Origin of the sequence: Apibacter sp. B3935 (genome assembly GCF_009827705.1) — a bacterium.
Classification (GTDB): Bacteria; Bacteroidota; Bacteroidia; order Flavobacteriales; family Weeksellaceae; genus Apibacter.
In genome coordinates, this window is sequence record NZ_WINL01000004.1 from 57,943 (window position 1) to 82,869 (window position 24,927).

18 protein-coding genes are annotated in these 24,927 nt (G+C 27.9%); 9 read left to right on the forward strand and 9 right to left on the reverse strand.

The features are described from left to right. Positions 1-16: 16 nt before the first annotated feature. Genes GFV00_RS08470 through GFV00_RS08485 form a run of 4 tightly spaced genes read right to left on the reverse strand, consistent with a single transcriptional unit; the run spans position 17 to position 4,415 of the window. The gene (locus GFV00_RS08470; RefSeq protein ID WP_160557774.1) at positions 17-1,189 is read right to left on the reverse strand and encodes a glycosyltransferase; all 1,173 of its coding nucleotides are present in this window, start codon (positions 1,187-1,189) and stop codon (positions 17-19) included. Beyond that, on the reverse strand, positions 1,165-2,298 hold the full coding sequence (locus GFV00_RS08475) for a glycosyltransferase (protein ID WP_160557773.1): 1,134 nt from the start codon (positions 2,296-2,298) through the stop codon (positions 1,165-1,167). Before GFV00_RS08475 ends, GFV00_RS08470 begins: the two co-directional genes overlap by 25 nt. A 2-nt stretch (positions 2,299-2,300) precedes the next feature. Beyond that, a complete protein-coding gene (locus GFV00_RS08480; RefSeq protein ID WP_160557772.1) occupies positions 2,301-3,236 on the reverse strand; it encodes a glycosyltransferase family A protein in 936 nt (311 codons plus the stop codon). A gap of 12 nt (positions 3,237-3,248) precedes the next feature. Then, positions 3,249-4,415: a glycosyltransferase gene (locus GFV00_RS08485; RefSeq protein WP_160557771.1), complete on the reverse strand. Its 1,167-nt coding sequence runs from the start codon at positions 4,413-4,415 to the stop codon at positions 3,249-3,251. Between the two features lie 256 nt (positions 4,416-4,671). Here GFV00_RS08485 and GFV00_RS08490 point away from each other — a divergent pair, with 256 nt between their 5' ends. The 4 genes from GFV00_RS08490 (at position 4,672) to GFV00_RS08505 (ending at position 10,376) form a co-directional block, all read left to right on the forward strand. Next, complete coding sequence (locus GFV00_RS08490; protein WP_160557770.1) at positions 4,672-6,909, forward strand: patatin-like phospholipase family protein; 2,238 nt, start codon at positions 4,672-4,674, stop codon at positions 6,907-6,909. Between the two features lie 231 nt (positions 6,910-7,140). Continuing rightward, positions 7,141-7,557 (forward strand): rRNA maturation RNase YbeY, encoded by a 417-nt coding sequence (ybeY, locus tag GFV00_RS08495; protein WP_105296471.1) that lies wholly within the window; start codon positions 7,141-7,143, stop codon positions 7,555-7,557. 46 nt (positions 7,558-7,603) lie between these two features. Then, positions 7,604-9,472: a tRNA uridine-5-carboxymethylaminomethyl(34) synthesis enzyme MnmG gene (mnmG, locus tag GFV00_RS08500; protein ID WP_160557769.1), complete on the forward strand. Its 1,869-nt coding sequence runs from the start codon at positions 7,604-7,606 to the stop codon at positions 9,470-9,472. A 91-nt stretch (positions 9,473-9,563) separates the two neighbouring features. After that, positions 9,564-10,376, forward strand: coding sequence for a class I SAM-dependent methyltransferase (locus GFV00_RS08505; protein ID WP_160557768.1), 813 nt, complete (start codon positions 9,564-9,566; stop codon positions 10,374-10,376). A 330-nt stretch (positions 10,377-10,706) separates the two neighbouring features. Here GFV00_RS08505 and pgk read toward each other — a convergent pair whose 3' ends face one another. The 3 genes from pgk to GFV00_RS08520 all read right to left on the reverse strand — a co-directional run bounded on the left by pgk (position 10,707) and on the right by GFV00_RS08520 (position 16,157). Further along, entirely contained in the window at positions 10,707-11,900 is a 1,194-nt protein-coding gene (gene pgk / locus GFV00_RS08510; RefSeq protein WP_160557767.1) for a phosphoglycerate kinase, read from the reverse strand. A 1,178-nt stretch (positions 11,901-13,078) separates the two neighbouring features. After that, on the reverse strand, positions 13,079-14,905 hold the full coding sequence (locus GFV00_RS08515) for a lysophospholipid acyltransferase family protein (protein WP_160557766.1): 1,827 nt from the start codon (positions 14,903-14,905) through the stop codon (positions 13,079-13,081). A gap of 4 nt (positions 14,906-14,909) precedes the next feature. Next, entirely contained in the window at positions 14,910-16,157 is a 1,248-nt protein-coding gene (locus GFV00_RS08520; protein WP_160557765.1) for an aspartate kinase, read from the reverse strand. 255 nt (positions 16,158-16,412) lie between these two features. On the opposite strand from GFV00_RS08520, the gene fbp reads away from it, so the two are divergent. Both fbp and GFV00_RS08530 read left to right on the forward strand, forming a co-directional pair. Further along, positions 16,413-17,423, forward strand: a complete 1,011-nt coding sequence (gene fbp / locus GFV00_RS08525) for a class 1 fructose-bisphosphatase (protein WP_160557764.1) — start codon at positions 16,413-16,415, stop codon at positions 17,421-17,423. Next, positions 17,416-17,880, forward strand: a complete 465-nt coding sequence (locus GFV00_RS08530) for a GNAT family N-acetyltransferase (RefSeq protein WP_160557763.1) — start codon at positions 17,416-17,418, stop codon at positions 17,878-17,880. The genes fbp and GFV00_RS08530 overlap by 8 nt, the downstream gene beginning before the upstream one ends. A gap of 81 nt (positions 17,881-17,961) precedes the next feature. On the opposite strand, the gene GFV00_RS08535 is transcribed toward GFV00_RS08530, so the two are convergent. Then, entirely contained in the window at positions 17,962-20,505 is a 2,544-nt protein-coding gene (locus tag GFV00_RS08535; RefSeq protein ID WP_160557762.1) for a TonB-dependent receptor domain-containing protein, read from the reverse strand. Positions 20,506-20,871: 366 nt separating this feature from the next. After that, positions 20,872-21,366, reverse strand: coding sequence for a metallophosphoesterase family protein (locus tag GFV00_RS08540; RefSeq protein ID WP_160557761.1), 495 nt, complete (start codon positions 21,364-21,366; stop codon positions 20,872-20,874). Between the two features lie 27 nt (positions 21,367-21,393). Between GFV00_RS08540 and truA the strand changes: the two genes are divergently transcribed. The 3 genes from truA to GFV00_RS08555 all read left to right on the forward strand — a co-directional run bounded on the left by truA (position 21,394) and on the right by GFV00_RS08555 (position 24,915). Continuing rightward, positions 21,394-22,143, forward strand: coding sequence for a tRNA pseudouridine(38-40) synthase TruA (gene truA / locus GFV00_RS08545; RefSeq protein ID WP_160557760.1), 750 nt, complete (start codon positions 21,394-21,396; stop codon positions 22,141-22,143). Beyond that, positions 22,133-23,896, forward strand: coding sequence for an ABC transporter ATP-binding protein (locus GFV00_RS08550; protein WP_185150013.1), 1,764 nt, complete (start codon positions 22,133-22,135; stop codon positions 23,894-23,896). The genes truA and GFV00_RS08550 overlap by 11 nt, the downstream gene beginning before the upstream one ends. Before the next feature lie 200 nt (positions 23,897-24,096). After that, a complete protein-coding gene (locus GFV00_RS08555) occupies positions 24,097-24,915 on the forward strand; it encodes a 2,3,4,5-tetrahydropyridine-2,6-dicarboxylate N-succinyltransferase (protein WP_160557759.1) in 819 nt (272 codons plus the stop codon). The last annotated feature ends 12 nt before the right edge of the window (positions 24,916-24,927 follow it).

Here is a 24,927-nt window from a genome sequence, read left to right on the forward strand (position 1 = left end):
AATAATATTGTCTTATTTATAAATTATCTAAACTATTGCTTAAATGATTAACAGCATTTTTAAGCATAAAGGGCAAATCATTATTGTTCATTTCTTCGATATATTTACAGGGAATATTTGTATTTGTTAAGAATTCTTTCATTCCTTTGTAAATACCTTCTTCAGAATTTTCAACGATTTTACCTAATTTTCCATTTTCTAATATTTCATTAACACCGGAAACATCGGTAGCTATTATAGGCTTTTTTAAGGTTAACGCTTCAAATAAAACGGTTGGATATCCCTCATAACGGGATGATAAGATAAAATAATCTGAATTTTTAAAAAAAGGATACGGGTTTTCTTGATAACCGACTAAAGTTACAGTTTCTTCAACTTTCAAAGATTTAATGAGACTTAGTAAATCTTTAAAGTATCCATCTCCAACTATATAAATTTTATGTTTAAAACCTTCATTAAGAATTTTTTTATGCACTTTAATAAGCCTGTCAAAGCCTTTTTGTGGAGTTACCGTTCCTACGGCAACAAATATTTTTTCACCTTCTTCTTTTTTGAAATTATAGTTAATTTGTTCTTTTGATTTATTTATAATTTCTTCTGCGTCTATGGGATTATAAATTTTATTTATTTTATCAATATCTTCCTTTGTTGAAGCTAATTTTTCAAATCCAGACTTTATTTTATCTGATATTACCCAAATTTCATTTGCTTTGAAAAAGTTTTTTAATCGTTTCGGAGTATAATCAGATATACTAAATAAATCATTATGGACCCAGACAACTTTTTTAGAAGATTTAATAGGACTTTTTAGAACTTCTTCTAAAAGTCTATGATTGGCTATTAATTCAATATCATAATCTTGTTTTTTTAAAATGAATTTATACAGAAGTTTTGGAAATAACTTTAATATTTCTTCATAAGATCTTCTATAAGCTTTTATGGGTATTTCCCAAGGCTTATTAGTAATTATCATTTCTCCTTTATGTAGATGGTATATGGGAATCCATGAAGGGACATCTTTTAAATATTTTCCTGATTTAAGATTTAAAAGCAGATCTATATCATATTTATCTTTGGGTAAATTTTTTAAAAAGGTTACTAAAACTTTTTCAGCTCCACCATGTCTTAATGAACCTATTCTTATGAGTATTTTCTTTTTTTTATTTACTTGTTTAACAATTTTTCCCATAAGTTTAAAATATTATCTTTTTTCCATTTTTGAGATTCTTGATACGAAGAAATATTTAATTTTTTTAATAAATTTTCATTATCTATTAATAATTGCAACTTCTCCGTAAAATCTTTTTTATCATGTGGTTTAATTAAAAATCCATTATTTTCATTAATTATGGAGGCCGGACCAAATTCGCAGTCATATGATATTAAAGCATTACTACAAAACATAGATTCAACTAATACTAAACCAAAGGCCTCAGTCTCCGATGCTAATATTTGTATTTTACTATTTTTCATATACTCGCAAACTTCATCTTTTGTTTTGTTTCCTGTTATCTCTATATTACAATTGGGATGGTCTTTTATATAATTTTCTAAAAATTTTTTTTCAACTCCCTCTCCTACTATTACTAATTTCCATGAACCTGAATGAGATAAATTTGAATATATTTCAACTATTTGCTTTATATTTTTTTCAGGATGTAATCTGCCTACAAATAAAATTGAATTGTCTTTTTTCTCTAAACTAACATAAGGCATACTTTCATAGGGTTCTCCTATAATATTAGTTATCAATATACTATTAGGATTTATTTTTTTATAATGTTCTTTTGATTCCTTATTTATATAAACTATGCCTTTTAAATTTTTATAATAAGGACGCATGATTGTAAACCAAAAAAAACCGCCTATTTTATAATTTATATGTTCCCAAGCTAAAGTTTTATTATTTATACCTTTTATGGTTGACAGCATGCTCGAAAGGGTATATCTGCATGTTATTATAGTATCATAATTCTGTTGATTGTTTTTCAACCATTTTTTAAGTAAACAGTAAACGCCATATTGATAAATGTAATTTTTAAAGTTTTCTTTTTTTGGTAGCCAAGAAAAGTATTTATCCATAAATACCATTGCTCGAAACGATTTAATATTTCCGAAAGAATTTAAAACTACTGATTTAATCTTTGGATCTAAATGAAAAATAAATTTTTCATTACCGTCAAGACATAAGACAGTTATATCAAATCTACTACACAATTCATTCATTAAATTAGTTAAAACAGATTGAACGCCTCCCTTTTTACCTAGCGAATATGTTATAAATAATAATCTTTTCATAATTAACTTTTATCCGCTTTTTTTATTAAGTAATAAATATAACTAATTGGTAGTGTAAATATACTAATTGATTTAATTAATGGATTTTTTAAAGTTGACAGATTTGAAGTTACTGATCTTTTATTTAAAAAGGAATAAAATTGAAATCCGATTAAATTTCTAAGCAAAGTTTTAGGATATGAAAGTAACTGATAGCTATAATTGTTTAACATGGCTTTATATCCCTCTCTTAATCCGAAAATATTTTTACCCTTCCAACGGGTATTGGAAACCGATTCTGAATCGCTATCGTCTTTATGATAAGTACGAATTATCTTATTTATAAATTTTGTTTTTAACCCTTTTGCATCGTAAATGGTAAAGAAAACACTTTGAGGAATATAGCCTTTATTTTCATAAATTAAATAATCAAATTTATCCAATTCTCTTTGATAACTCTTTGTTATAAAAATACCATTTTTATCTCCCTTTACTTTGTATTTATACCGCATTTCTAAAATAGAACCTATAAATCCGTTTTCGGGGAAAAAACTTCCTACTAAATTTCCTTCCGTATCTGCTGAATGTCCAATTACTCCAATATATTGATCTTGGTTTTCAATACTGCAAACTTCTTCATACAATATTTCAAATGAATTTTCAGGCCAACTATCATCTGAATCAATAATTACAAAATAAGGCGTTTTTACCTTCTTAATTCCTTCAAATACGGTAATAAATTTATGACGATTTTTTCCTTTACAATATTCAATAGGAATACTATTTTCATCTATATATTTTTGTACCAACTTACTGGTCGAATCCGTAGAACCATCATCCATAATTATCCACACAAATTGTTTAAATGATTGTTTTTTTAGTGATTCATAGACTCTATCAAGCGTATGAGCCCTATTATAAGTGGGTGTTATTACTGTTATTACGGAATTTTTTTCCATTCATTGATTTTTTTACTTTGTTAACAGCTTTTCTATTTCTTTATATATAGTAACTGGTGAAAAAATTTCTTTACATTTTTTATTATTTTCGATAAAGAATTGCACTTTTTTTGGGTCAGACAACAAGGTTTTTATTGCTTCATATAGGGCTTGTTCATTCTTACTTGGAATGAATATACCGTTTTCTTGGTCGACCATCATTTCTCTAATTCCTCCAACATCGGTAGTTATAATCGGCTTTTCCAATATAAGGCTTTCCGCAATAACTAAAGGATACGCTTCTGAAAAGGAAGGAAGGATAAAATAATCTGCTTCTTTAATCAACGGGTAGGGATTACTATGTTCTCCCAAAAATATAAATGTTTCTTCTATACGATATTCTTTTACTTTTTTTAGTAATTCTTCTTTATATTCTCCCTCTCCAACGATATATATTTTATGATATAATCCATCATCAATTAGCTTTTTATGAGCTTCAATTAAAAGTTGATAGCCTTTACCCGGTTTTATTCTTCCAACTGAGATAAATGATTGTATTGAATCATTTTTAAGTGAACTGATTTTTATATTTGATTTCAGCTTGGATTTAGCTATGATATCATCAACCTCTATTGGATTATAAATAATCTTAGCATTTGCAGCTATCTGATCATTAAAACTTTTTGCACTTTTCATAGTTTGTTGTGAAACATAAACCATGGTATTAAATCTCAAAAATTTCGCTACAAATTTCTCTTTATTTCCATTTATGGTAATATTTTTTATATCACCATGCATCCAACCTATTTTTTTGGATTTTAGATTTGGACTGTTTAAAACATCATCGTAATTATAATGGAAAAAAGCTACTTCAACATCTTGATCATAGAGTTTTAAATTTTTATATAATAATCGAGGAAATTTTGAATACAATTTTAATTTTGCAGCCCTAGTGATTAATTGGAATTTTTTTATAAAAGAATTTGAATTCATAAATTCTCTTCCTTTTCCTATATATTGAACTTTAATGGATTCAGGTATTTCTTTAATTAGTTCTCCTTGATATAGATTCAACAATAAAGTAATATCAAAAATATTCTTATCTAAATGATTTAAAATATTTAGTAAGACTTTTTGAACACCTCCGGTTTCCATGGATCGGATTCTAAAAAGAATTTTAATTTTCTTTACTTCTTCCATTTATATAAGTAACATATAATATAGTTAAATCTATTTTTAATATTTTTTAATTATTTATTTTAATCGCTATATCTCAATTAATAGTTATAAATTTTAAATTCATTTTTATGAATAGTACCATCTTTCCTTTTAAAATAGATTTTAAAAATAAATGTAATACTAAGTATATTTTTAAGTAAATCTAAAAAAAACTTACCAATTCTTTCTATTTTATTATTACTTATATAAATTACATGTTTTTAATATATTTGCTATTATGAAATTTTGTAAAAAATACTTACTATTTTTTATTTTACTAATAGGAAATTTATTTTACGGTATAAATAGAGATTCAACTTTTATATCAATTCAGGATTCTTTAAATCGTAGACCCAAAGTAGGCTTAGTTCTTAGTGGCGGAGGTGCCAAAGGGTTCGCTCATGTGGAAGTTATCGAGGCTATTGAAAAAGCAGGAATTAAAATTGATTATATAAGCGGAACCAGTATGGGTGCCATAGTGGGTTCGTTATATGCTGCAGGATATTCTCCTAAAGAAATGAGAAATATCATTAAAAGCATTGATTTTAACGAACTTTTTTTACAGGACAGAAATCGAAATTTTATTCCTTTTTTTGATAAATCTTACAGAGAAAAATATATTTTAACTTTACCTATTTCCAATTTTAAAATAGTTTTCCCATCAGCTTTAAGTAAGGGACAAGGACCTTTAATGCTTTTAACTAATTTATTGTACAATGTTCATGATATTCATGATTATTCTAAACTACCGATACCTTTCTTATGCATAGCAACTAATTTAGAAACCGGTGACGAAGAGCAAATGGAAAAAGGTTTTCTTCCTCTCAGTGTTTTGGCAAGTGGTGCTTATCCTTCTCTTATCGAACCGGTTAAAATTGATGATAAAACCTTAATTGATGGTGGAATTGTAAATAATTTTCCTTCCCGAGCATTACGAGATAAAGGAATGGATATCATAATTGGAGTTGACTTAGGTAATGGCTTACAAAAAGCGAATGAAATCAAATCAATATTAAATATTATCAGTCAAATTATTAGCTATCGTATCAATATTAAAACGGATTTCGAACGAAGTTATGTAGATTTATTAATTCGACCTGATGTAAAGGATTATGAGGTAACCGATTTTGATAAAAAGGATTCCATTTTGTATAAAGGAAAACTAGCCGGAGAAAAGGCGTTTCCTGAACTATTAAAAATTGCAAAATTACAAGGGTTTGATACTATCAATAGACCGAGAATACAGGAACTACCTTCCGAAAAAAATTTATTTATTACTAAACTTTCAATTATTGGTAATTCTTCTAAAGATTCTGTTTATATAAAAAGAAAATTAGGTTTGAAATTACCTCAAAATACCTCTATTACTAAATTAGATAAAGGAATTTCTGCCTTATATTCTACGGGAAATTATAATCGGGTTTTTTATGAGCTAACTTCTGAAAACTTTGATGAAAATCAACAAGTTAACTTATATCTGGATAAAAAAGATAATAATTCCATAAAATTTGGAATTCATTACGATGATGTATATAAAACTTCTCTTTTAGCTAATGTTACTTTAAACAAACTCATATTAAATAATTCCAATTTATCCATTGATGTAATTTTTGGGAATAATTTCAGAACTAATATAAATTATTATATTGATAATGGAATATTACCAAGTATTGGATCTAATACAACTTTTAATTCTTTTAATTTTAATTATTCCGATATAAAAAGAAGTGAATATTCATTTAATCGTATTCGATACTTTAATCAACAACTTTATCTACAGTCTACCTTAAATGAAAAATATGCCGTTGGTACCGGTATAGAATATAGTTATATGCGCATCTCACCCTTTTCCTACGATCGAATTAATGAAGTAGATCACAAAAATTTTAATAAGAACGAGAGTTTTTTTTATAATCCTTATTTTTATATAAAGGCCGATACGAGAGATAACTCCAACTTTCCTTTTAAAGGTTTTAAACTTGATGCCTCTGCTAAATATATATTTTATTCTAATGCTCCTAATTTTGAAAAATTTTCCACAATTAAAACTCAATTAAGTTATTCAATCCCTTTCGGTAATCGATTGGCTTTAGAAAATCAACATTTTTTAGGAGTATCTTTTAATACGCCTTCTTTACAATACAAATATTTTAACGGTGGTTATTTTGAACAAGATTTCTTAAATTTCAGTAAATTTTTAGGATTACCATTTGCCTATAAATCCGGGGATCAACTATTCTCATTATATTCTTCTTTAAACTATAAAATCTTAAAAAATCATTATGTGAAAATTTATGCAGACATGGCTAATGTTGAAGATGAATTTAACGATTTAAGATATTTTAAATACAAATATTTTAGTTATGGAGTGGGATATGGATATGACAGTCCTTTTGGACCTATTAACTTATTATACACATTTTCTACCAATCAAAACAAAGGTGTATTTAGTGTTGGTTTAGGATATTGGTTTTAACAAAATAGTTAACTACCATTTTTTTCAATCCTATTTATGTAAAATTACTTTATTTAAAAAATTTTTATTCATTATAAACATTTTCTCTTAATTTATACAGAAAGTATACTTGGTATTAAATGTAAAAGTTATTATAAAATTTAATAGTATTAGTAAATAGTATGAAGAATTTTATTATATTAAAATTTCAGAATTTAAATATTAATTTAGCTAAGTACAAATTAACAAAAAATGATAAATTATTTTTCAAATAATGATTTTATTTTAAAAAATAAATTAAAAAGAAAAAAGTGGTTAAAAGAAGTTATAGAACAAGAAGCCTGCCGTGTAGGAGATATAAATTATATTTTTTGCTCTGATGAACAATTATTAGAGATTAATATTCAATATTTAAATCATGATTATTACACGGATATAATTACGTTTGATTATAAAGAAAACCAATTAATTTCGGGTGATATATTCATTTCCACAGACAGAGTTAAAGAAAATGCAGTAATTAATAATGAAGATTTTGATCATGAATTAAACCGTGTTTTAGTTCATGGAGTTCTGCATATCATCGGGTACAAAGATAAATTGGAAAAGGATATTGAACTTATGAGAAAAAAGGAAAATACTTATATAGACTTATATAAAAATTATTAAAAATTAATTATAAAAAAATTTTGTTTCACGTGAAACATCTGTTAAAATGATATTAGAAAAATACGATGTTATTGTTGTAGGTGGTGGACATGCAGGTTCAGAAGCTGCCGCTGCTGCTGCCAATTTAGGTTCAAAAACACTACTAATTACCATGAATCTTCAAACTATTGGTCAAATGTCTTGCAATCCGGCTATGGGAGGTATTGCAAAAGGACAAATAGTTAGAGAAATCGATGCTTTGGGCGGATTATCAGGTATCGTTACTGATAAAACTATGATTCAATTTAAAATGCTTAATTTATCTAAAGGTCCTGCCATGTGGAGTCCAAGAGCACAATCCGATCGAATGAGATTTTCGGAAGAATGGCGATTACAATTAGAAAGCATCCCAAATCTTGATTTCTTTCAAGACATGGTTGTTGAGTTATTAACAGAAAATGATCAAATTATTGGTGTTAAAACCTATATGGGAGCTGTTATTTATTCAAAAGCTCTAATATTAACTAATGGAACTTTTCTAAATGGTTTAATCCATATTGGAAACAAACAGTTCGGCGGAGGTAGAATGGGTGAAAAAGCAGCATTTGGAATCACTGAAAATCTAGTTAAATTAGGATTTGAGGCCGGTAGAATGAAAACAGGAACACCTCCCAGGGTAGATGGTAGAAGCATAGATTTCTCAAAAATGGAAGAACAAAAAGGAGATACTAATCCACAAAAATTTTCCTATACTAATACACCTAAACTCGACAAACAAAGAAGTTGTTATATTACCTATACTAATGTAAAAGTTCATGAAGTTTTACGTGAAGGATTTGAAAGATCTCCTTTATTCAATGGAACAATTAAAAGTACAGGTCCAAGATATTGTCCTTCAATTGAAGACAAAATTAACAGATTTGCAGATAGAGAAAGACATCAAATATTTGCTGAACCGGAAGGTTGGCAAACTGTTGAATTTTACATCAACGGATTTAGTACATCTTTACCGGATGATATTCAAATTAAAGCTTTACAACTAATCCCCGGATTTGAAAAAGCTAAATTTTTCAGACCGGGTTACGCTATTGAATATGACTACTTCCCTCCTACTCAATTAAAAAATACATTAGAAACAAAAAATATTAATCATTTATATTTTGCGGGACAAATTAATGGTACAACGGGTTATGAAGAGGCAGCAGCTCAAGGATTGATGGCCGGTATTAATGCATCACTTAAAATTCAAAATAAAGAGCCGTTGGTACTTAAGAGGAATGAAGCGTATATTGGGGTATTAATTGATGATCTTATTACCAAAGGAACCGAAGAACCTTATCGAATGTTTACCTCACGTGCAGAATATAGAATGAGTTTAAGACAGGATAATGCCGATGAACGATTAACGCCATTAAGTTATACACTTGGATTAGCATCATCTGAAAGAATGCAAAATTTAGATAAGAAAATCAAGCAAACGAATAATTGTATAGAATTTATAAAATCAACATCCATAACCAAAGAAGAAACTAATCCAATTTTACTACAAAAAAATTCAACACCTATTTCTCAAACTGTAAAAGCTGATAGTATATTGGTTAGACCTAATATATACTTAAAAGACTTGGAAAACATATCCTCTATAAATGATTATATCAAATCAAATCATTTTTCGGATGAGGTACTTGAACAAGTAGAAATTAAAATTAAATATAAGGGATATATTGACAAAGAACTTGAAAATGTTGAAAAATTAAATAGATTAGAAAATATAAAAATTCCTTCAAATTTTGACTATTCAAAATTAAATAGTATTTCTACTGAAGCGAAACAAAAATTAATGAAATTCAAACCTGAGACTATAGGTCAAGCCAGTAGAATAAGTGGCGTATCTCCATCCGATATAAATGTTTTATTAATTTACATGGGTAGATAATATAAAGTTATAAATAAATGTTCCACGTGGAACATTTATTTATAAACCTAAATATTTTACTATATGATATTATATATATACAAAATTGAAAATGAAAATTAAAGATCACTTCTTATCTAATGAAATTTTTGAAATTCAAAAATCTGAATATACCGATATTTTAAAAACTACCCAAATACCTGAAGATCTTTCAAAATATTATGAAAGTGAAAAATATTTATCCCATTCGAAAGATCAGTCTTTAAAATCAAAAATATATTTATTAATTCAAAAATTGAATGAAAAATATAAATTAAAGATTATTAATAAATACAAAACGTCCGGAACATTATTAGACTATGGTTGTGGAGATGGAACGTTCTTAAAATTCATAAAAGATAAAAATTTTTCAATTCTAGGTTTTGAACCAAATATAAAAGCAGTTGAAACAGCTAAATCTAAAATTGGTGAAAATCATATAACTACTTCTTTAGATTCTGTTGAAAATAATTCTTTAGATATCATTACACTTTGGCATGTATTAGAACACATCTCTAAACCGGAAGAAATCCTGTCAAAATTAAGATTAAAATTAAAAAATGATGGATATATAATAATAGCAGTTCCAAATTACAAATCTTTTGATGCCAAATTTTATAGAGAATTTTGGGCTGCCTGGGATGTACCTCGACATATATTTCATTATTCTAAAAAAGGAGCTATCGATTTTTTTAATAATCATAAGTTTAAAGTAATTCATACCTATCCCCTACCCTTTGATAGTTTCTATATTTCTTTAATCAGTGAAAATTATATGAATAATCCTTTTGGAATTTTTAGATTTCCATTCATTGCTGCCTTATCAAACTTAAAAGGAATGAATGACGGTAATTATTCATCTGTTATTTATATCTTGAAAAAATAAAATTTTCACAAAATTTTTATTATTAAATTAACAAGTAAGTTAAGTTTAAAAGAGGATAATTTGTAATAGTAGATATTTAAAAGTTTAAATATTTATTAAATAAATCTATAAAAATAATATTTTTGATATAAATAACTATATATTAAATTTTATATTAATAAAAATATATAATTATTTATACAAAAGATATATTAAAAAAAGATATTATATATTAAAATTTATTAGAGAAATAATAAAATTAAAGTTACTTTAAATAGTTACGAACATATAAAAAAAGAAGCTTGAAATATCAAGCTTCTTAATATGTATGTATAATGCTAGATTTTAATACTAATCGTTTAAAATAGCTGCTACTCCGGGTAATTCTCTACCTTCTAATGATTCAAGCATTGCTCCTCCCCCGGTAGAAACGTAACTAACTTTGTCAGTATAATTATTTTGTTTAACAAATGCTACACTGTCACCTCCTCCAACTAAAGAGAAAGCTCCATTCTTAGTGGCTTCACCAATAGCATCTCCAATAGCTTTGGTACCAACGGCAAAATTTGGCATTTCAAATACTCCTAAAGGTCCATTCCATAATATAGTTTTTGAAGCTAAAATAACATCAGAAAATGTTTTAATAGTTTTAGGTCCAACATCCAAACCTTCCCATCCGTCAGGAATATTATTAGTATCGACTACCTTTCTATTTGCATCATTTGAAAAGTCATCACCTATAACAGAATCTTCCGGAAGATATACTTTTACACCTTTTTCTTTTGCTTTTTTAAGTATATCTAATGCCAATTCTTGTTTATCATCTTCACAGATAGAGTTTCCGATCTTACCTCCTTGAGCTTTAATAAAAGTATAGGTCATTCCTCCTCCGATTATTAAGTTATCAACCACCGGAAGGATGTTTTCTATAATAGTAATTTTTGATGAAACTTTAGAACCTCCTAATATAGCTGTTACAGGTTTTTCGCCGGTTTTAAGGACTTTTTGAATAGCATCAAGCTCTTTGGCCATCAAAAGACCAAAACATTTGTTAGAAGGGAAGAATTTAGCAATAATAGCAGTAGATGCATGAGCGCGATGTGCAGTTCCGAATGCATCGTTTACATAAATATCACCTAACTTGGCTAATTCTTTAGCAAATCCTTCATCTCCTTTCTCCTCTTCATTGTGAAAACGTAAATTTTCTAACAATAAAACTTCACCGGGTTTTAAATCTGCTGCAGCTTTTTCGGCTTTAGGCCCTACACATTCATCAACGAACTTAACAGGAACACCTAAAACTTTGGATACCTCATCAACAATGTGTTTTAAAGAATATTTATCTGTAACCTGACCTTTAGGTCTGCCTAAATGCGTCATTAATATTACAGAACCTCCATCTTTCAATATTTTATCTATAGTTGGCTTAGCAGAAACAATTCTTGTATTATCAGTAACCTTAAGATTTTCATCTTGAGGAACATTAAAATCAACTCTAATTAATGCTTTTTTTCCATTGAAATTGAAATCATTAACTGTTTTCATAATTTTTACTTATTTTTCTTACAAATATACCTTCATAAAAACGAAAAGAGAAATTTTGAAACCTGAATTTTTTCCACAATTAATTATTATTTATATATCTTTTTTTAATTAATTAAATAAAATTTAAAGTAATAGTAATAATAGACCTGTTAATATGTTAATAACTTTGAAATAGTGAGTTATTAATATTTCTAAATATGATATTAACAAAATTTATTGAAAATAAATAAGTATAAATCAATAAACTAAATCACTTATCAACAATTTTTAGAAGTTATTAATAAAGTGACTGTTTAAAAAGTAACTGTTACTAAACTTATCAAAAGGAAGGTAAAATTTATTTTTAAAAATTTGTATAAATATTTGGAAAAATCTTAAATCTTTATAAATGGAAATTGTAACTCTTGAAGCAAAATTTTTTGTTTAAAAATGTTAACAATAATTTATTTAAATTGTTAATATTGTTTTAACTTATTGAAAATTTATGAGTTAATAAAAATAATTTTTAATAATAATTATATAATTTTATTGATTTACAGACAATTATATAATTGAAGGAATTTTTGAAATAAATTAAGTTATTAACATATTTATTAATTAATTACTTATATATGTATTATTTTGTAAACTATTGATAGTTAATATATTATATTAGGTTAAAATTTATAAGTATAGTTTAGAAGTTTAAAAGATTTCTGTACTTACAAAAACATATTTTAAAATTATAAACTATAACTATCTATAACATTAATTATATTTATTTATTTAAATAAAATCAAAATATAAATTTTTACATTACTAATGCATAATTATGCATATAATTAATTTTTATTTTATGATAATAAGATATAATTATTTTAATTTTAATTTATGGTATTTTTTAATTTATGAACAGTTATCTATTGGGATAATTATTAAAAAAGAAAACATAGAAAAAGCCTTTAAATAAGCTTGTAGATAGGCTCAATATTAGTAAAGGATTGAAGAATGTGAAATAATCCAAGTATAGAAATAAAAAAAGGTAAATAATAGTTATTTACCTTTTTAAAATAGTAGATTAAATTTTTATAAAAAGTTCAACATTAGTAAGGTGTTGAAAATCTAAGTATAGAGTACTTTAATAAAAGCAATTAGTAATCTTGTTTCAATTGAATAGTTATAAACTTGTTAACAATTGTTTATTTTTCTTCCTTTTGGTTTTTTTTGTCCATAGAATCTAACTCCTCTAATACCGGATTAATAGTACTATCCGGAATATCACTTATTCTAATATACATCAATCCGTCAATGGCATCATTAAACTTAGGATCGACGTTAAAAGCAATAACACGTGCGTTTTGTTTTAAATATTTTTTGATCAATACGGGAAGTCTTAAATCGGGTTCAAGTTCATCGATTAACTTGTCAAATTTATTAAGATCATTATCCGCAGCATCAAAGAATAAATCTTTTTCATTGGATTTCAGATGAACTTTAAATTCATTTTTTGAATGTACATATTGAGCAACATAAGAATCAAAATAATGAGAACGCATAAATTCAACCATTATCGATTTTGAAAAGTTGGAAAATTGATTGCTTATACTTACACCTCCCACCAGGTATTTATAATGGGGATTTCTTAAGCAAACATGTACAATCCCTCTCCATAAAAGTAATAAGGGCATAGGTTTTTTTTGATATTCACTGGAAATAAATGCCCTACCCATTTCAATGATTTTTTTAAAGAAAGGATGTACTTCCGAATCATATTCGAAAAGAGAAGCAGTATAAAAACCTTTTATTCCGTATTTTTCATAAATCTCTTTTCCCATTCCCATTCGATAAGCACCCGCGATAAGTTTATTTTCTTTATCCCATAAAAATAAGTGATGATAAATTTGGTCAAATTCATCCAGATCAAAAGGTTCATTGGTTCCCTCTCCCACTTCGCGAAAACAAATTTCTCTTAATCGGCCAATTTCACGTAAGATATTAGGTATTTTTTCAGGTTTAGCTAAATAGACTTCATATTGAGAATTGGAAAATAGTTCACAATCAATTTCTTTTAAAAGCTCAACTTCTTTTAAGATTAATTCATGAGGTGTCTCTTTAATAATAGGCTTAACTTCATTGGAATTAGCAGACTTAGTCATTGCTGATACTGAAAGGAACTTTATATTTTTAAATGGATTCTTAACCGTAGTATAGAATGATTTAAGCATATATACCTTATTCCTTAAAAAATTACCGTAAGACTTAATATCTGTATATTCATCTTGCTGTTTAACTGAAATAGGTTTACCGATTCGTATTTTAATAGGCGCTTTTCTTTTTCTAACCAATTCTCTAGGCAGCATCGCAGTCTGTAAATCCGGATGAATATTAGACATTTTGTAAAACAACTTACTGTTTCTCGCATGAAAATATACAGGAATTACGGGTACTTTAGCTTTTTTCAAAAGTTTTAAGGCACTTTCTACCCATTCTCTGTCTTGATATTCTTTGGTATCCGGGTAATAATGAGAAACTTCACCGGCCGGGAAAATGATAACACAATGATTATCTTTCAAGATACGCAAGGTTTCAATAAAACCTTTTTTACTGTCAAAAGTATCTTTTCTGGTTTCAAAAGGATTAACAGGAATAATAACTTTTTTTAAAGGTTCAATTTTTTGCAATAAAAAATTAGTCATTATTTTAAAATCCGGACGAATTTCTGAAACAATTTTCATTAAAATTATGCCATCTAATCCTCCTAGAGGGTGATTGGAAACGATTATAAAAGGTCCTTTTTCAGGAATTCTTTTTAAATCTTCTTCATGAATTTCGTAGTTAATTTTTAAATGTTCTAAAACTGCAGTAAGAAATTCATTGGTAGGTAAATCTTTATTTTCAGTACAGAATTTATTTATATGACCAAGTTTTGAAACATTCATAAGGGTCCATGCTATACCCTTTCCAATAAAACCAAATTTCTTTAGGTTTAAAGTATTTTGTATATCCTCTAAGGTGACTAAACTCATATTGTTATTCTTTTACAATTGCTTGGTAAGTTTGTTTTACCAATTGTTCTAATAAAACTGTTTTTCCTTTTTTAAAATTATTTCGTATTTTTTGTGAACTATTCGTTATCGTAAATAGACGCACATTTTCTTCTAATGTTACATTAAAAGAATCTGCGAGTATATTCAGTAAAATGTTAATTGAATTAAATTTGTCTTCAATAACCAGTGAAACTGAACAAGCAGAAACCTTGATCATGTTAGTTTTAATATTCAGTTCAGTAAGTCGTTTGAAGAGTATACAAAGAGTATCTTCCAGATTATAAGTAAAATAAATAGAAGAAATAGTAAGCAAATGTACATTTAATTTTCGTATGAAACAAGAGACGCTGGGATCTCCCTTAACTCCTTTCGTAATATAAGTGCCATGATTTTCAAGTTCTAAAAAAGAACGAATGTTCAATGGAATCTCACCTTTATACAAAGGAAAAATGGTTTTCGGATGAAGGATGGATGCTCCAAAAAATGACATATCCATAGCCTTTTCATAGGAAAGAGTTTTTAATAATTGAGCATTTTCATAGTAGTCAGGATCTCCGGTCATAATTCCCGGAACATCTTTCCAAATGGTAACACCTTCAGCATGTAAACAATAGGCAATTATGGCAGCAGAATAATCTGAACCTTCCCTTCCCAGAGTTACAGTAAAATTGCCGGAATTCGAAGCTATAAAACCTTGAGTAACATATGTTTGAGAAGTATCAAAATTTTCAAATTGTTTTTGCGTACGTTCCCAATCTATAGTCCCTTCTCTATAATTATCATCAGTTTTTAAATAATTTCTACTATCAATCCAAGTATTGGTAATTCCTGAATAATTTAAAAAAGAGCTTAAAATTCTAGATGAAATAATTTCACCAAAACTTACCGTTTGATCGTATAAGAAATTAAAATTATCAGATGTATTGTTAGTTAGTAAAGATCGCAAATTTTTAAAAATATTCTTAATATCGTTATAAACTTCCGTATAATTAGAAAATAATTTTTTAACTATTTCTAAATGCTCCTCCTCTATTCTGTCTATTAATATTTTATAAGTATCATTGTTTTGAAAGTATGCTTGAATAACATCTTCTAATGCGTTAGTCGTTTTACCCATGGCCGAGACAACAATAATGGTTGATTTGTATCCGGTTTGGTTTAAAACTTTTAAAATAGCACGTACATTTTTTTCATTTTGTACTGAAACACCTCCAAATTTATAAACTTTCATAAATGATAGTTATATATTTTCAATATATAAAAAACACATTTTCCCATAAATAAATCTTGTGAAAAAAGAATTTTTACACAGCGGGAATTCACGTATTAATAGACTTAAAATTTATATTATAATGATAAACAGTACAATAAGTATTTTAAATATTAAAAGACCTTCAGCAAATATATGACAAATCTGCATATTACTTATAAAGTACAACCAAAAATCAATATATTTGGAACATTCAAAAAACTAAATATATAAAATATGAAATCGAAGAGCTCACAGACTTTAGGCGAATTTATAATTGATAAACAGGCAGATTTTAAATATTCTTCAGGAGAGTTGTCACGCCTTTTAGGAGCAATAAGATTAGCCAGTAAAGTTGTTAATCAGCAAGTTAATAAAGCTGGGCTCGTTGATATTATTGGAGCAATTGGAAATCAGAATATACAAGGTGAAGAGCAACAAAAATTAGATGTGTTTGCCAATGATGTATTTATTGGTGCCTTAAAAAATAGAGAGGTCGTTTGTGGAATTGCTTCCGAAGAAAATGAAGACTTCATCAGTATAAATTCTAAAGATAATTCACATAACAGTAAATATGTGGTATTAATTGATCCTTTAGACGGATCTTCCAATATCGATGTAAATGTTAATGTAGGAACTATTTTTTCTATTTATAGAAGAATATCGGAAGATGGACCGGTAACATTGGAAGATTTTTTACAACCCGGAAATAAACAGGTAGCAGCCGGATATATAGTGTACGGTTCATCAACAATGTTAGTATATACAACAGGTAACGGTGTAAATGGTTTTACTTTAGATCCGGCTTTGGGAGTGTTTTATCTTTCACATCCTAATATTAAAATACCTGAAGATGGGAAAATATATTCCGTAAATGAAGGAAATTATCTTAAATTTCCTCAAGGAATTAAGAATTATATAAAATATTGTCAAGAAGAAAAAGAAAATAGACCGTATACTTCCCGTTATATCGGATCATTAGTTTCCGATTTTCATAGAAATATGTTGAAAGGAGGCATTTACCTATATCCTTCCTATTCACAAGCCCCTAAAGGCAAATTACGATTGTTATATGAATGTAATCCTATGGCATTCCTTGCGGAACAAGCAGGAGGAAGTGCCAGTGATGGTTTTACACGAATATTGGATTTAAATCCTGTTGAATTGCATGAAAGAACACCATTTGTTTGTGGATCAAAAAAAATGGTTGAAAAAGTAGAAAAATTTATGAAAGATGCCCATGAGTAGCACTCATCCCTATGATTATGTTTTAAAAAAATTTGATCAACTTACTTTAGACGAATTGTATAACTTATTACGATTAAGAAATGAAGTATTTATAGTCGAGCAAAAATGTTCATACCAGGATTTGGACTATAAAGATTATAAAGCGCATCATTTATTACTGTATAAAGGGGAACAATTAGTTGCTTATTCCAGGATTTTTCCTGAAAAAGTTTCCTTTAATGAAGCTTCCATTGGAAGAATTATAGTTTGTAAGGAATATCGTTCTACCGGTTTAGGAAAAATTTTAATGGAAAAATCCATAGAGTCTTTATTTACACTTCATGGTAAACAACCGATAAGAATCGGTGCTCAATATTATGCAGTTCCATTTTATAAAAAATTTGGTTTTGAAACTGAAGGAGAAATTTATTTTGAAGATCATATTGAGCATATTGAGATGGTAAAGAAAGAAGACTAATATTCATATAAAAAAAGTAAAAATTAAAGGCTGATAATATTTAAATTATCAGCCTTTATTGATTTATATAAAATTGAGTATTTATTTTAACGGACCGGAAGGTAACAATTTGTTAGAATTTGAATTAGTATCCTCTTCAATAATTGTATTTTCCTTTTTAATATTACGGTTTTTATCAAAACTGTAAGATAGTTTAATATAGAACAATTGATCGCTGTCTCTACTGTAATAATTGGTTCTTAAATTAAAGTTATTAATATCAGAATTAAACTTAGTAGGACCCAATATATTTTGAATACCTAAAGAAGCCTTAATAGTTTTGTTACTAAAGGATCTTGAAAGTTCTATATTAGAATAACGGAAAGGTTTATAGGATTTGTAAATTTCAAAATATCCCTTATCTGTACTAGATAAAAAGAAAGTGGTTAATTTAAAATCTTTTGGAAGGATTAATTGAGCATATATTACATAAAACCACATAGGTTTTACTTTATCTAAATATGGATAATCGTTTACTTTGTAGTAATTATACATCCCGTAAAGGTAAATGAAATTCATTTTATCCATATTCATAGGCTCGTCAAAGAATTTTTTACCCATGGTAACCAATTTAAATGGAATAGGAATACCAACCCATACGTTATAGTTTTTCATGCCGTGAAATGTACGAGTAGTTTGATTTACGGTTAATGAATTGTCTTCAGTCTCGTAATACAGCATATTTATATTTTTAGAATACGTATAGTTGAAAGAGATTTTCAAATATCTCCATGCACTTAAAGAAACTTCATAGTTATCGTAATAATCCGGTTTAAGATGTAAGTTTCCTTCCGAAGTATTGAATTCGTCAAAATAGTTGGTTAAATTCGGATCCATATTAGAATAGGAAGGAGGCATCATACTCTTTCTGTAGGTAGCATTAAAATCCAGCGTAGGATTAAATTTATATAGTAAACTAAAAGATGGGAAAAACTTTTCAAACGTATATTTAATACTTTGATCCGTAGTTTTTACTTTATTTTTAAATTCTAAATTTTCATAACGAACTCCTGCAGTCAAATCCAACTTTTCAAATTTTTTGCTTAATTCTCCATATAAAGCATATTGATTTTCATCGTATATAAAATCCCTGAATGAATTATAATCCGGATTTTCCAGTATAGAAGAAGAGGTATTTAAAAGATTATATTTTCCGTTACTAGTATATTTAGTATGAGAATACTTTCCACCGGTATTCATTTTTATTCCTACCTTATTAAAAGAAAATTCAAAATTAGGATTCACTTGAAAATAATCGGATTTATAATCAATATCATTTACAGAATATTTATAAACACCCTCATTATTTTGAATACTGTTATTTGTTGAATTTTTGTTAAAGTGTTTATAAGATGCCGTTATATCAAACAAGTTTCCTAACGTATCTAATTTAACCTTATATTTTGTGGTTAATTCATGATTGGTGTTATCTTCCGAATATTTTGAATTATTTAAAAGATTAATTGGTTCAATATCATTAGAGCTTAAAGATTCACCTGTATAATGATTACTGTTATCAGTATAACTTAAGTTATAATTGATCAATAAATTACTGTTTTTGTTAAGGCGAATATTTGAAGAAGGTCTGAAATAATAAAAACGATTATATTTATTTTCAATATTCTTTTGATCAAAAATAATGGAAGGAGTGAAAGAAGTAAATTCCCTTTTATAATAGGTAGTTTTATCGTTTTCCCTATAATTATAACCACTATTTAATTGTAAGGATACACTTTTTAAACGACTATTTAAACTAATAGAAGGAGATACGCGGTTGTTCTTGTTAAATTGGTAATTTAAAGAAGCAGACCCGTTTATTCCTCGCAATGCACGACCATTAGTAATAATATTTATTATACCACCCCCTGTTTTAGCATCGTAAGAAGCTCCCGGGTTAGATATAATTTCAATTTTTTCAATAGCATTTGATGGTAAACTTTGTAATAAATTTTCTAAGTCTCCACCCGAAAGACCTGTCGGGATATCATCAATATAAATAGTCATGGACTTACCATTTACGGTAAGATTTCCACCATATCCCTTGATTACTCCCGGAAGTTTTGTTAAAGTTTCTTGTGCACTTCCGCCGGAAAGTAAATCATTATCCTTTATCGTATAAGTAGTCTTGTTAGCTTCTAATTTAATAAATTTCTTACGTGCTCCGGTCACTGTTACCCCCTCAATTTCTTTTTCAGCAGATTTGGAAGGTTTCTGAATTTCTTCACTAATTTCGGGATACGTACGTGTTAGATAAACCTCACCTAAATATAGGGTATCTTTACTTTGTTTGGTAATAGTGAAATCAAGATATTGTGATTCATATTCAGGTACTGAAATATAAATTCGAAAATTACCAGAAATTTTAGTTATTGCATAACTATTAAAACACTTTGTAGAAACTAAACTTTTTAGGTCTTTATAACCGGAACTATTTTCATATTGGAATGTAAAATTTTTCTTTACGTTAACATCAACACAGGAATTTTTTTCTTTATCTATAACTTTAAAAGCTACTACAACTTTTGATTGAGCAACACCTATTAAAGGGAGCATTATTAAAGATAAACGAATAACAGATCTTATCATAAACTGAATTTGGCAGAATAATTTTTAAACATTAGTATCATTTGATATTAATTATGTTACGTTAAATACTGTAAAATATTTAATCATAATCAAAAAATTTGCCTAAATGTAACAACAAAATTCGTTATTTTAAATCAGTATATAGAGTATCATTAATATATTATGATTTAAATAATAATATTAATATTAGTTAATATTTATAAATTTAATAATTATTTAGGAAAAAAATAAATTAAATTGAAGAAATATTCAGGTGAGTATTATTAGAATTGCTAAAGATTAAATTTTAAAATTTTTTGAATTTTACTGTTTAAAAGGGACGCTAAGTCGATAAATTAGTACTTAAAGGAAAACATAAAAAAAAAATCATCTAGTAAATTCAATAACTTCTAAATTCTGTATAGTTTCCTGATTTATTTCAAATCGTAACATAGTCCTCACCTTATGAAATCCATAGATTCCTATAGCACCCGGATTCATATGAAGTAAATGAAGTTTTTTATCATTCATAACTTTTAAAATATGTGAATGACCGCAAATAAAAAGTTTAGGAGGATTCAATTTTATTTCTTCACGTATGATTGGTGCGTATTTACCCGGATAACCGCCAATATGGGTCATCCATACATCCACATTTTCACAAAAAAAACGTAGATTAAGAGGGAATTCTTTACGAATTTCTGTTCCATCAATATTTCCATAGACCGCTTTAAATACCGGAACCGTTTTTTTTAAAGTTTCGGAAACCTTTATATCACCAATATCACCTGCATGCCAAACCTCGTCTGCTTGGGAAGCATATTCCAATATACGATCATCAATATAAGAATGGGTATCGGAAAGCAATAATATTTTTCTCACTATTTTTGTAGTAAATTTACAATAAAATTGCGTTATTTCATTCAATTTTCATACGATGGTACTCAGTATTACGGGTATCAGAGACAGCCAAAACATATATCAGTACAAGAAAAATTAGAATCGGCATTAAGTCGATTACTTAGAAAAGAGATAAAAACAATAGGTGCAGGAAGAACCGATACGGGAGTTCATGCAGCTGAAATGTATGCTCATTTTGATTGGGAAGAAGAATTGCCGGATCAATTGGTTAGAAAATTAAATTCTTTATTGCCTTCGGATATTTCCATAAAAGCAATATTCCGAGTTAAAGACTCCGCACATGCACGTTTCGATGCAATGGAAAGAATTTATAAATATAGAATTTCTACCCTGAAAAATCCTTTTAAACAACAATTCCATGCACAATTTCTTTTCTATCAGTTTGATGTAGATAAAATGAACAAAGCTGCAAAAGTATTATTTGAATATAAAGACTTTACCAGTTTTTCAAAACTACATTCGGATAATAAAACGAATGATTGCTATATTTACCAAGCAGAATGGAAACAATATGAAGATGAATTAGTATTTACCATCGCTGCTAATAGATTTTTGAGAAATATGGTTAGAGCAATTGCAGGAACTCTCATGGATGTTGGCAGAGGAAAAATTGACGAAAAGGAATTTAGAAACATAATTGAAAAAAAAGACCGTAAATTTGCTTCCACTTCAGCACCTGCTAAAGGTCTTACTTTAGTGAAAGTTAACTATCCTCAGGATATATATTATGAAACATAAAAAAGAAAAAAACGTAAAAGCAGGTCAAGCACTTTCTCGATTAATGGAATTGGGAAGTAAATATCCTGTATGGTTTTATTCTACAATTTTTATAGCATTGGCGTTAGCATATGTTTCCTCTTTCCGTCCGGTTGTAATTAGTCATGCAATAGATGTTGATATTATTAAAAATAAAAATTTTTCAAATTTATATCATTCCCTTTTGCTTATTTTTTTATTAATGTTGACTGAAGTTGTTTTACAATTTTTTTTAGTTTATGCTTCTAACTTTGTTGCTCAAAATGTAATTCGTAGTTTACGAATAAAGTTATACAAAAAGCTCATTTATTTTAAATCTTCTTTTTTCGATAAAACGCCTTTAGGAGTGTTAGTCACTCGCTCTGTATCCGATATCGAAACTATTTCAACTATATATACCGATGGAATTTTAATGGTTTTAGGAGATATTCTTCGTATAATTTTTGTGGTAGTAACGATGTATTGGATTAATTGGGAATTAGCAACCATAGCATTGTTCATCTTCCCGATAATGACTATTATAACCCGAATATTTCAAAAAGCCATAAAAAAAGCTTTTTCTGAAGAAAGAAATCAAACAGCCAATCAAAACAGCTTTGTTCAAGAAAGGCTGTCAGGAATGACCATCGTTCAAGTATTTAATCAACAGAAAAAAGAATATAAAAAGTTTTTTCAAATCAATCAAAAATTAGAAAAAGCCTATCTTAAAACAGTTTTCTATTTTTCACTTTTTTTTCCTGCTGTAGATATTATTACCGGTATTGCCATTGGTGTCATGATATGGTATGCAGGTTATAACGCATTAACGGCACACAATATATCACCGGGAGTAGTTATAGCTTTTACTACTTCCTATGTGAACATGCTGGTGAGGCCCATGAGGCAAATAGCAGATCGCTTTAATACCATTCAAAGAGGTATTGTTGGAGCGGAACGAGTTTTTACCGTTTTGGATTCCAATCATGAAATATCAAATAAAGGAACTGTAAAAAAAGACAACATTAAAGGAGATATCATTTTTGACCATGTATCATTTTCATACGTAAAAGGAGAAAGTGTTCTTAAAGATCTTTCATTTACGGTTTCCAGTGGAGAAAAAGTAGCAATTGTTGGAGCTACCGGAGCAGGAAAATCAACTATTATAAATTTATTAAGCCGTTTTTATGAAATTTCGGGAGGACATATATATATAGACGGAACGGATATAAAATCATATGAATTGCACAATTTACGGTCGCACATCGCTGTCGTATTACAAGATGTATTTTTGTTTAATGATACCATTTTAGAAAATATCACTTTTGGAAATAAAGATATAACCTTAGAAGAAGTACGGAAAGCTGCAAAAGAAATTCAAATAGATGATTTTATAATGAGCCTTCCCAATGGTTACGGCTATGAAGTAAATGAACGGGGAGCTTCCATCTCTTTAGGTCAACGACAATTGATTTCCTTTTTACGGGCTTATTTATATAACCCTTCTATTCTGGTGTTAGATGAAGCAACTTCTTCTATAGACACTAAATCAGAGGAATTAATACAAAAAGCTACCGATAAGATTACTAAAAATCGAACTTCCATTATTATTGCTCATCGTTTAGCTACCATACAGAATGCGGACAAAATTATCGTATTAGATCATGGAAAAATAGTTGAAATGGGAAACCATAATTCCTTGTTACAACGAAAAGGGTACTATAGAAAACTTTACGAAGCCCAATTTTCCCAAACTTAAAATCAATATCCATTATAAATTTTTAATATTTACCGACTAATTATATTTATACATTACTATTTATTTTATTAAAAATGAATAAAAATTTATCTAATAATAAATTTTACTCTTAGTATATTTCTAAAATATGTGTGTATACATGTAAATAAACGTAAAAAACAATTATAAAAATTGTTAAATTTGTTGTATAAACAAAAAATATGAAAGATTTACAACAAACTATTGAAAAAGTTTGGAATGACCGTGCATTATTATCGGATAAAGAATATCAAAAAGCAATTCGAGAAGTAATTGAATTGTTAGACTCAGGAAAACTAAGAGTAGCACAGCCGTTGGAAGATGGAAAATGGCAAGTAAATGAGTGGGTTAAAAAAGCGGTAGTATTATATTTCCCTATACAAAAAATGGAAACCTATGAAGTAGGTATTTTTGAGTATCATGATAAAATTCCTTTAAAAACAGGATATGCAGAAAAAGGAGTTCGTGTAGTACCTCATGCAGTTGCAAGAAAAGGAGCATATATTTCCAGCGGAGCGATCTTAATGCCTTCTTATGTTAATATAGGTGCTTATGTAGATGAAGGTACCATGGTAGATACATGGGCAACCGTAGGAAGTTGTGCACAGATTGGTAAAAATGTACATTTAAGCGGAGGTGTTGGTATTGGCGGTGTTTTAGAACCTTTACAAGCGGCACCGGTTATTATTGGAAATAATTGCTTTATTGGTTCACGTTGTATTGTTGTAGAGGGTGTACATGTTGATGATGAAGCGGTTTTAGGAGCAAACGTTACCTTAACTTCTTCTACTAAAATAATTGATGTTTCAGGAAGCGAACCTAAAGAATACAGAGGATATGTGCCTCCACGTTCAGTAGTAATTCCCGGGTCTATAATTAAAAAATTCCCTGCAGGAGAATATAACGTAAACTGTGCCTTAATTATAGGAACTAGAAAAGAAAGTACAGACAAGAAAACATCGTTAAATGATGCTCTTAGAGAGCATAACGTATCTGTTTAGATATTAATCATA

Bases quoted from the DNA above. Each gene is read 5' to 3' on its own strand.
- GFV00_RS08470 (WP_160557774.1), bottom strand. From the start codon at position 1,189: ATGGGAAAAATTGTTAAACAAGTAAATAAAAAAAAGAAAATACTCATA.
- GFV00_RS08475 (WP_160557773.1), bottom strand. From the start codon at position 2,298: ATGAAAAGATTATTATTTATAACATATTCGCTAGGTAAAAAGGGAGGC.
- GFV00_RS08480 (WP_160557772.1), bottom strand. From the start codon at position 3,236: ATGGAAAAAAATTCCGTAATAACAGTAATAACACCCACTTATAATAGG.
- GFV00_RS08485 (WP_160557771.1), bottom strand. From the start codon at position 4,415: ATGGAAGAAGTAAAGAAAATTAAAATTCTTTTTAGAATCCGATCCATG.
- GFV00_RS08490 (WP_160557770.1), top strand. From the start codon at position 4,672: ATGAAATTTTGTAAAAAATACTTACTATTTTTTATTTTACTAATAGGA.
- ybeY (WP_105296471.1), top strand. From the start codon at position 7,141: ATGATAAATTATTTTTCAAATAATGATTTTATTTTAAAAAATAAATTA.
- mnmG (WP_160557769.1), top strand. From the start codon at position 7,604: ATGATATTAGAAAAATACGATGTTATTGTTGTAGGTGGTGGACATGCA.
- GFV00_RS08505 (WP_160557768.1), top strand. From the start codon at position 9,564: ATGAAAATTAAAGATCACTTCTTATCTAATGAAATTTTTGAAATTCAA.
- pgk (WP_160557767.1), bottom strand. From the start codon at position 11,900: ATGAAAACAGTTAATGATTTCAATTTCAATGGAAAAAAAGCATTAATT.
- GFV00_RS08515 (WP_160557766.1), bottom strand. From the start codon at position 14,905: ATGAGTTTAGTCACCTTAGAGGATATACAAAATACTTTAAACCTAAAG.
- GFV00_RS08520 (WP_160557765.1), bottom strand. From the start codon at position 16,157: ATGAAAGTTTATAAATTTGGAGGTGTTTCAGTACAAAATGAAAAAAAT.
- fbp (WP_160557764.1), top strand. From the start codon at position 16,413: ATGAAATCGAAGAGCTCACAGACTTTAGGCGAATTTATAATTGATAAA.
- GFV00_RS08530 (WP_160557763.1), top strand. From the start codon at position 17,416: ATGAGTAGCACTCATCCCTATGATTATGTTTTAAAAAAATTTGATCAA.
- GFV00_RS08535 (WP_160557762.1), bottom strand. From the start codon at position 20,505: ATGATAAGATCTGTTATTCGTTTATCTTTAATAATGCTCCCTTTAATA.
- GFV00_RS08550 (WP_185150013.1), top strand. From the start codon at position 22,133: ATGAAACATAAAAAAGAAAAAAACGTAAAAGCAGGTCAAGCACTTTCT.
- GFV00_RS08555 (WP_160557759.1), top strand. From the start codon at position 24,097: ATGAAAGATTTACAACAAACTATTGAAAAAGTTTGGAATGACCGTGCA.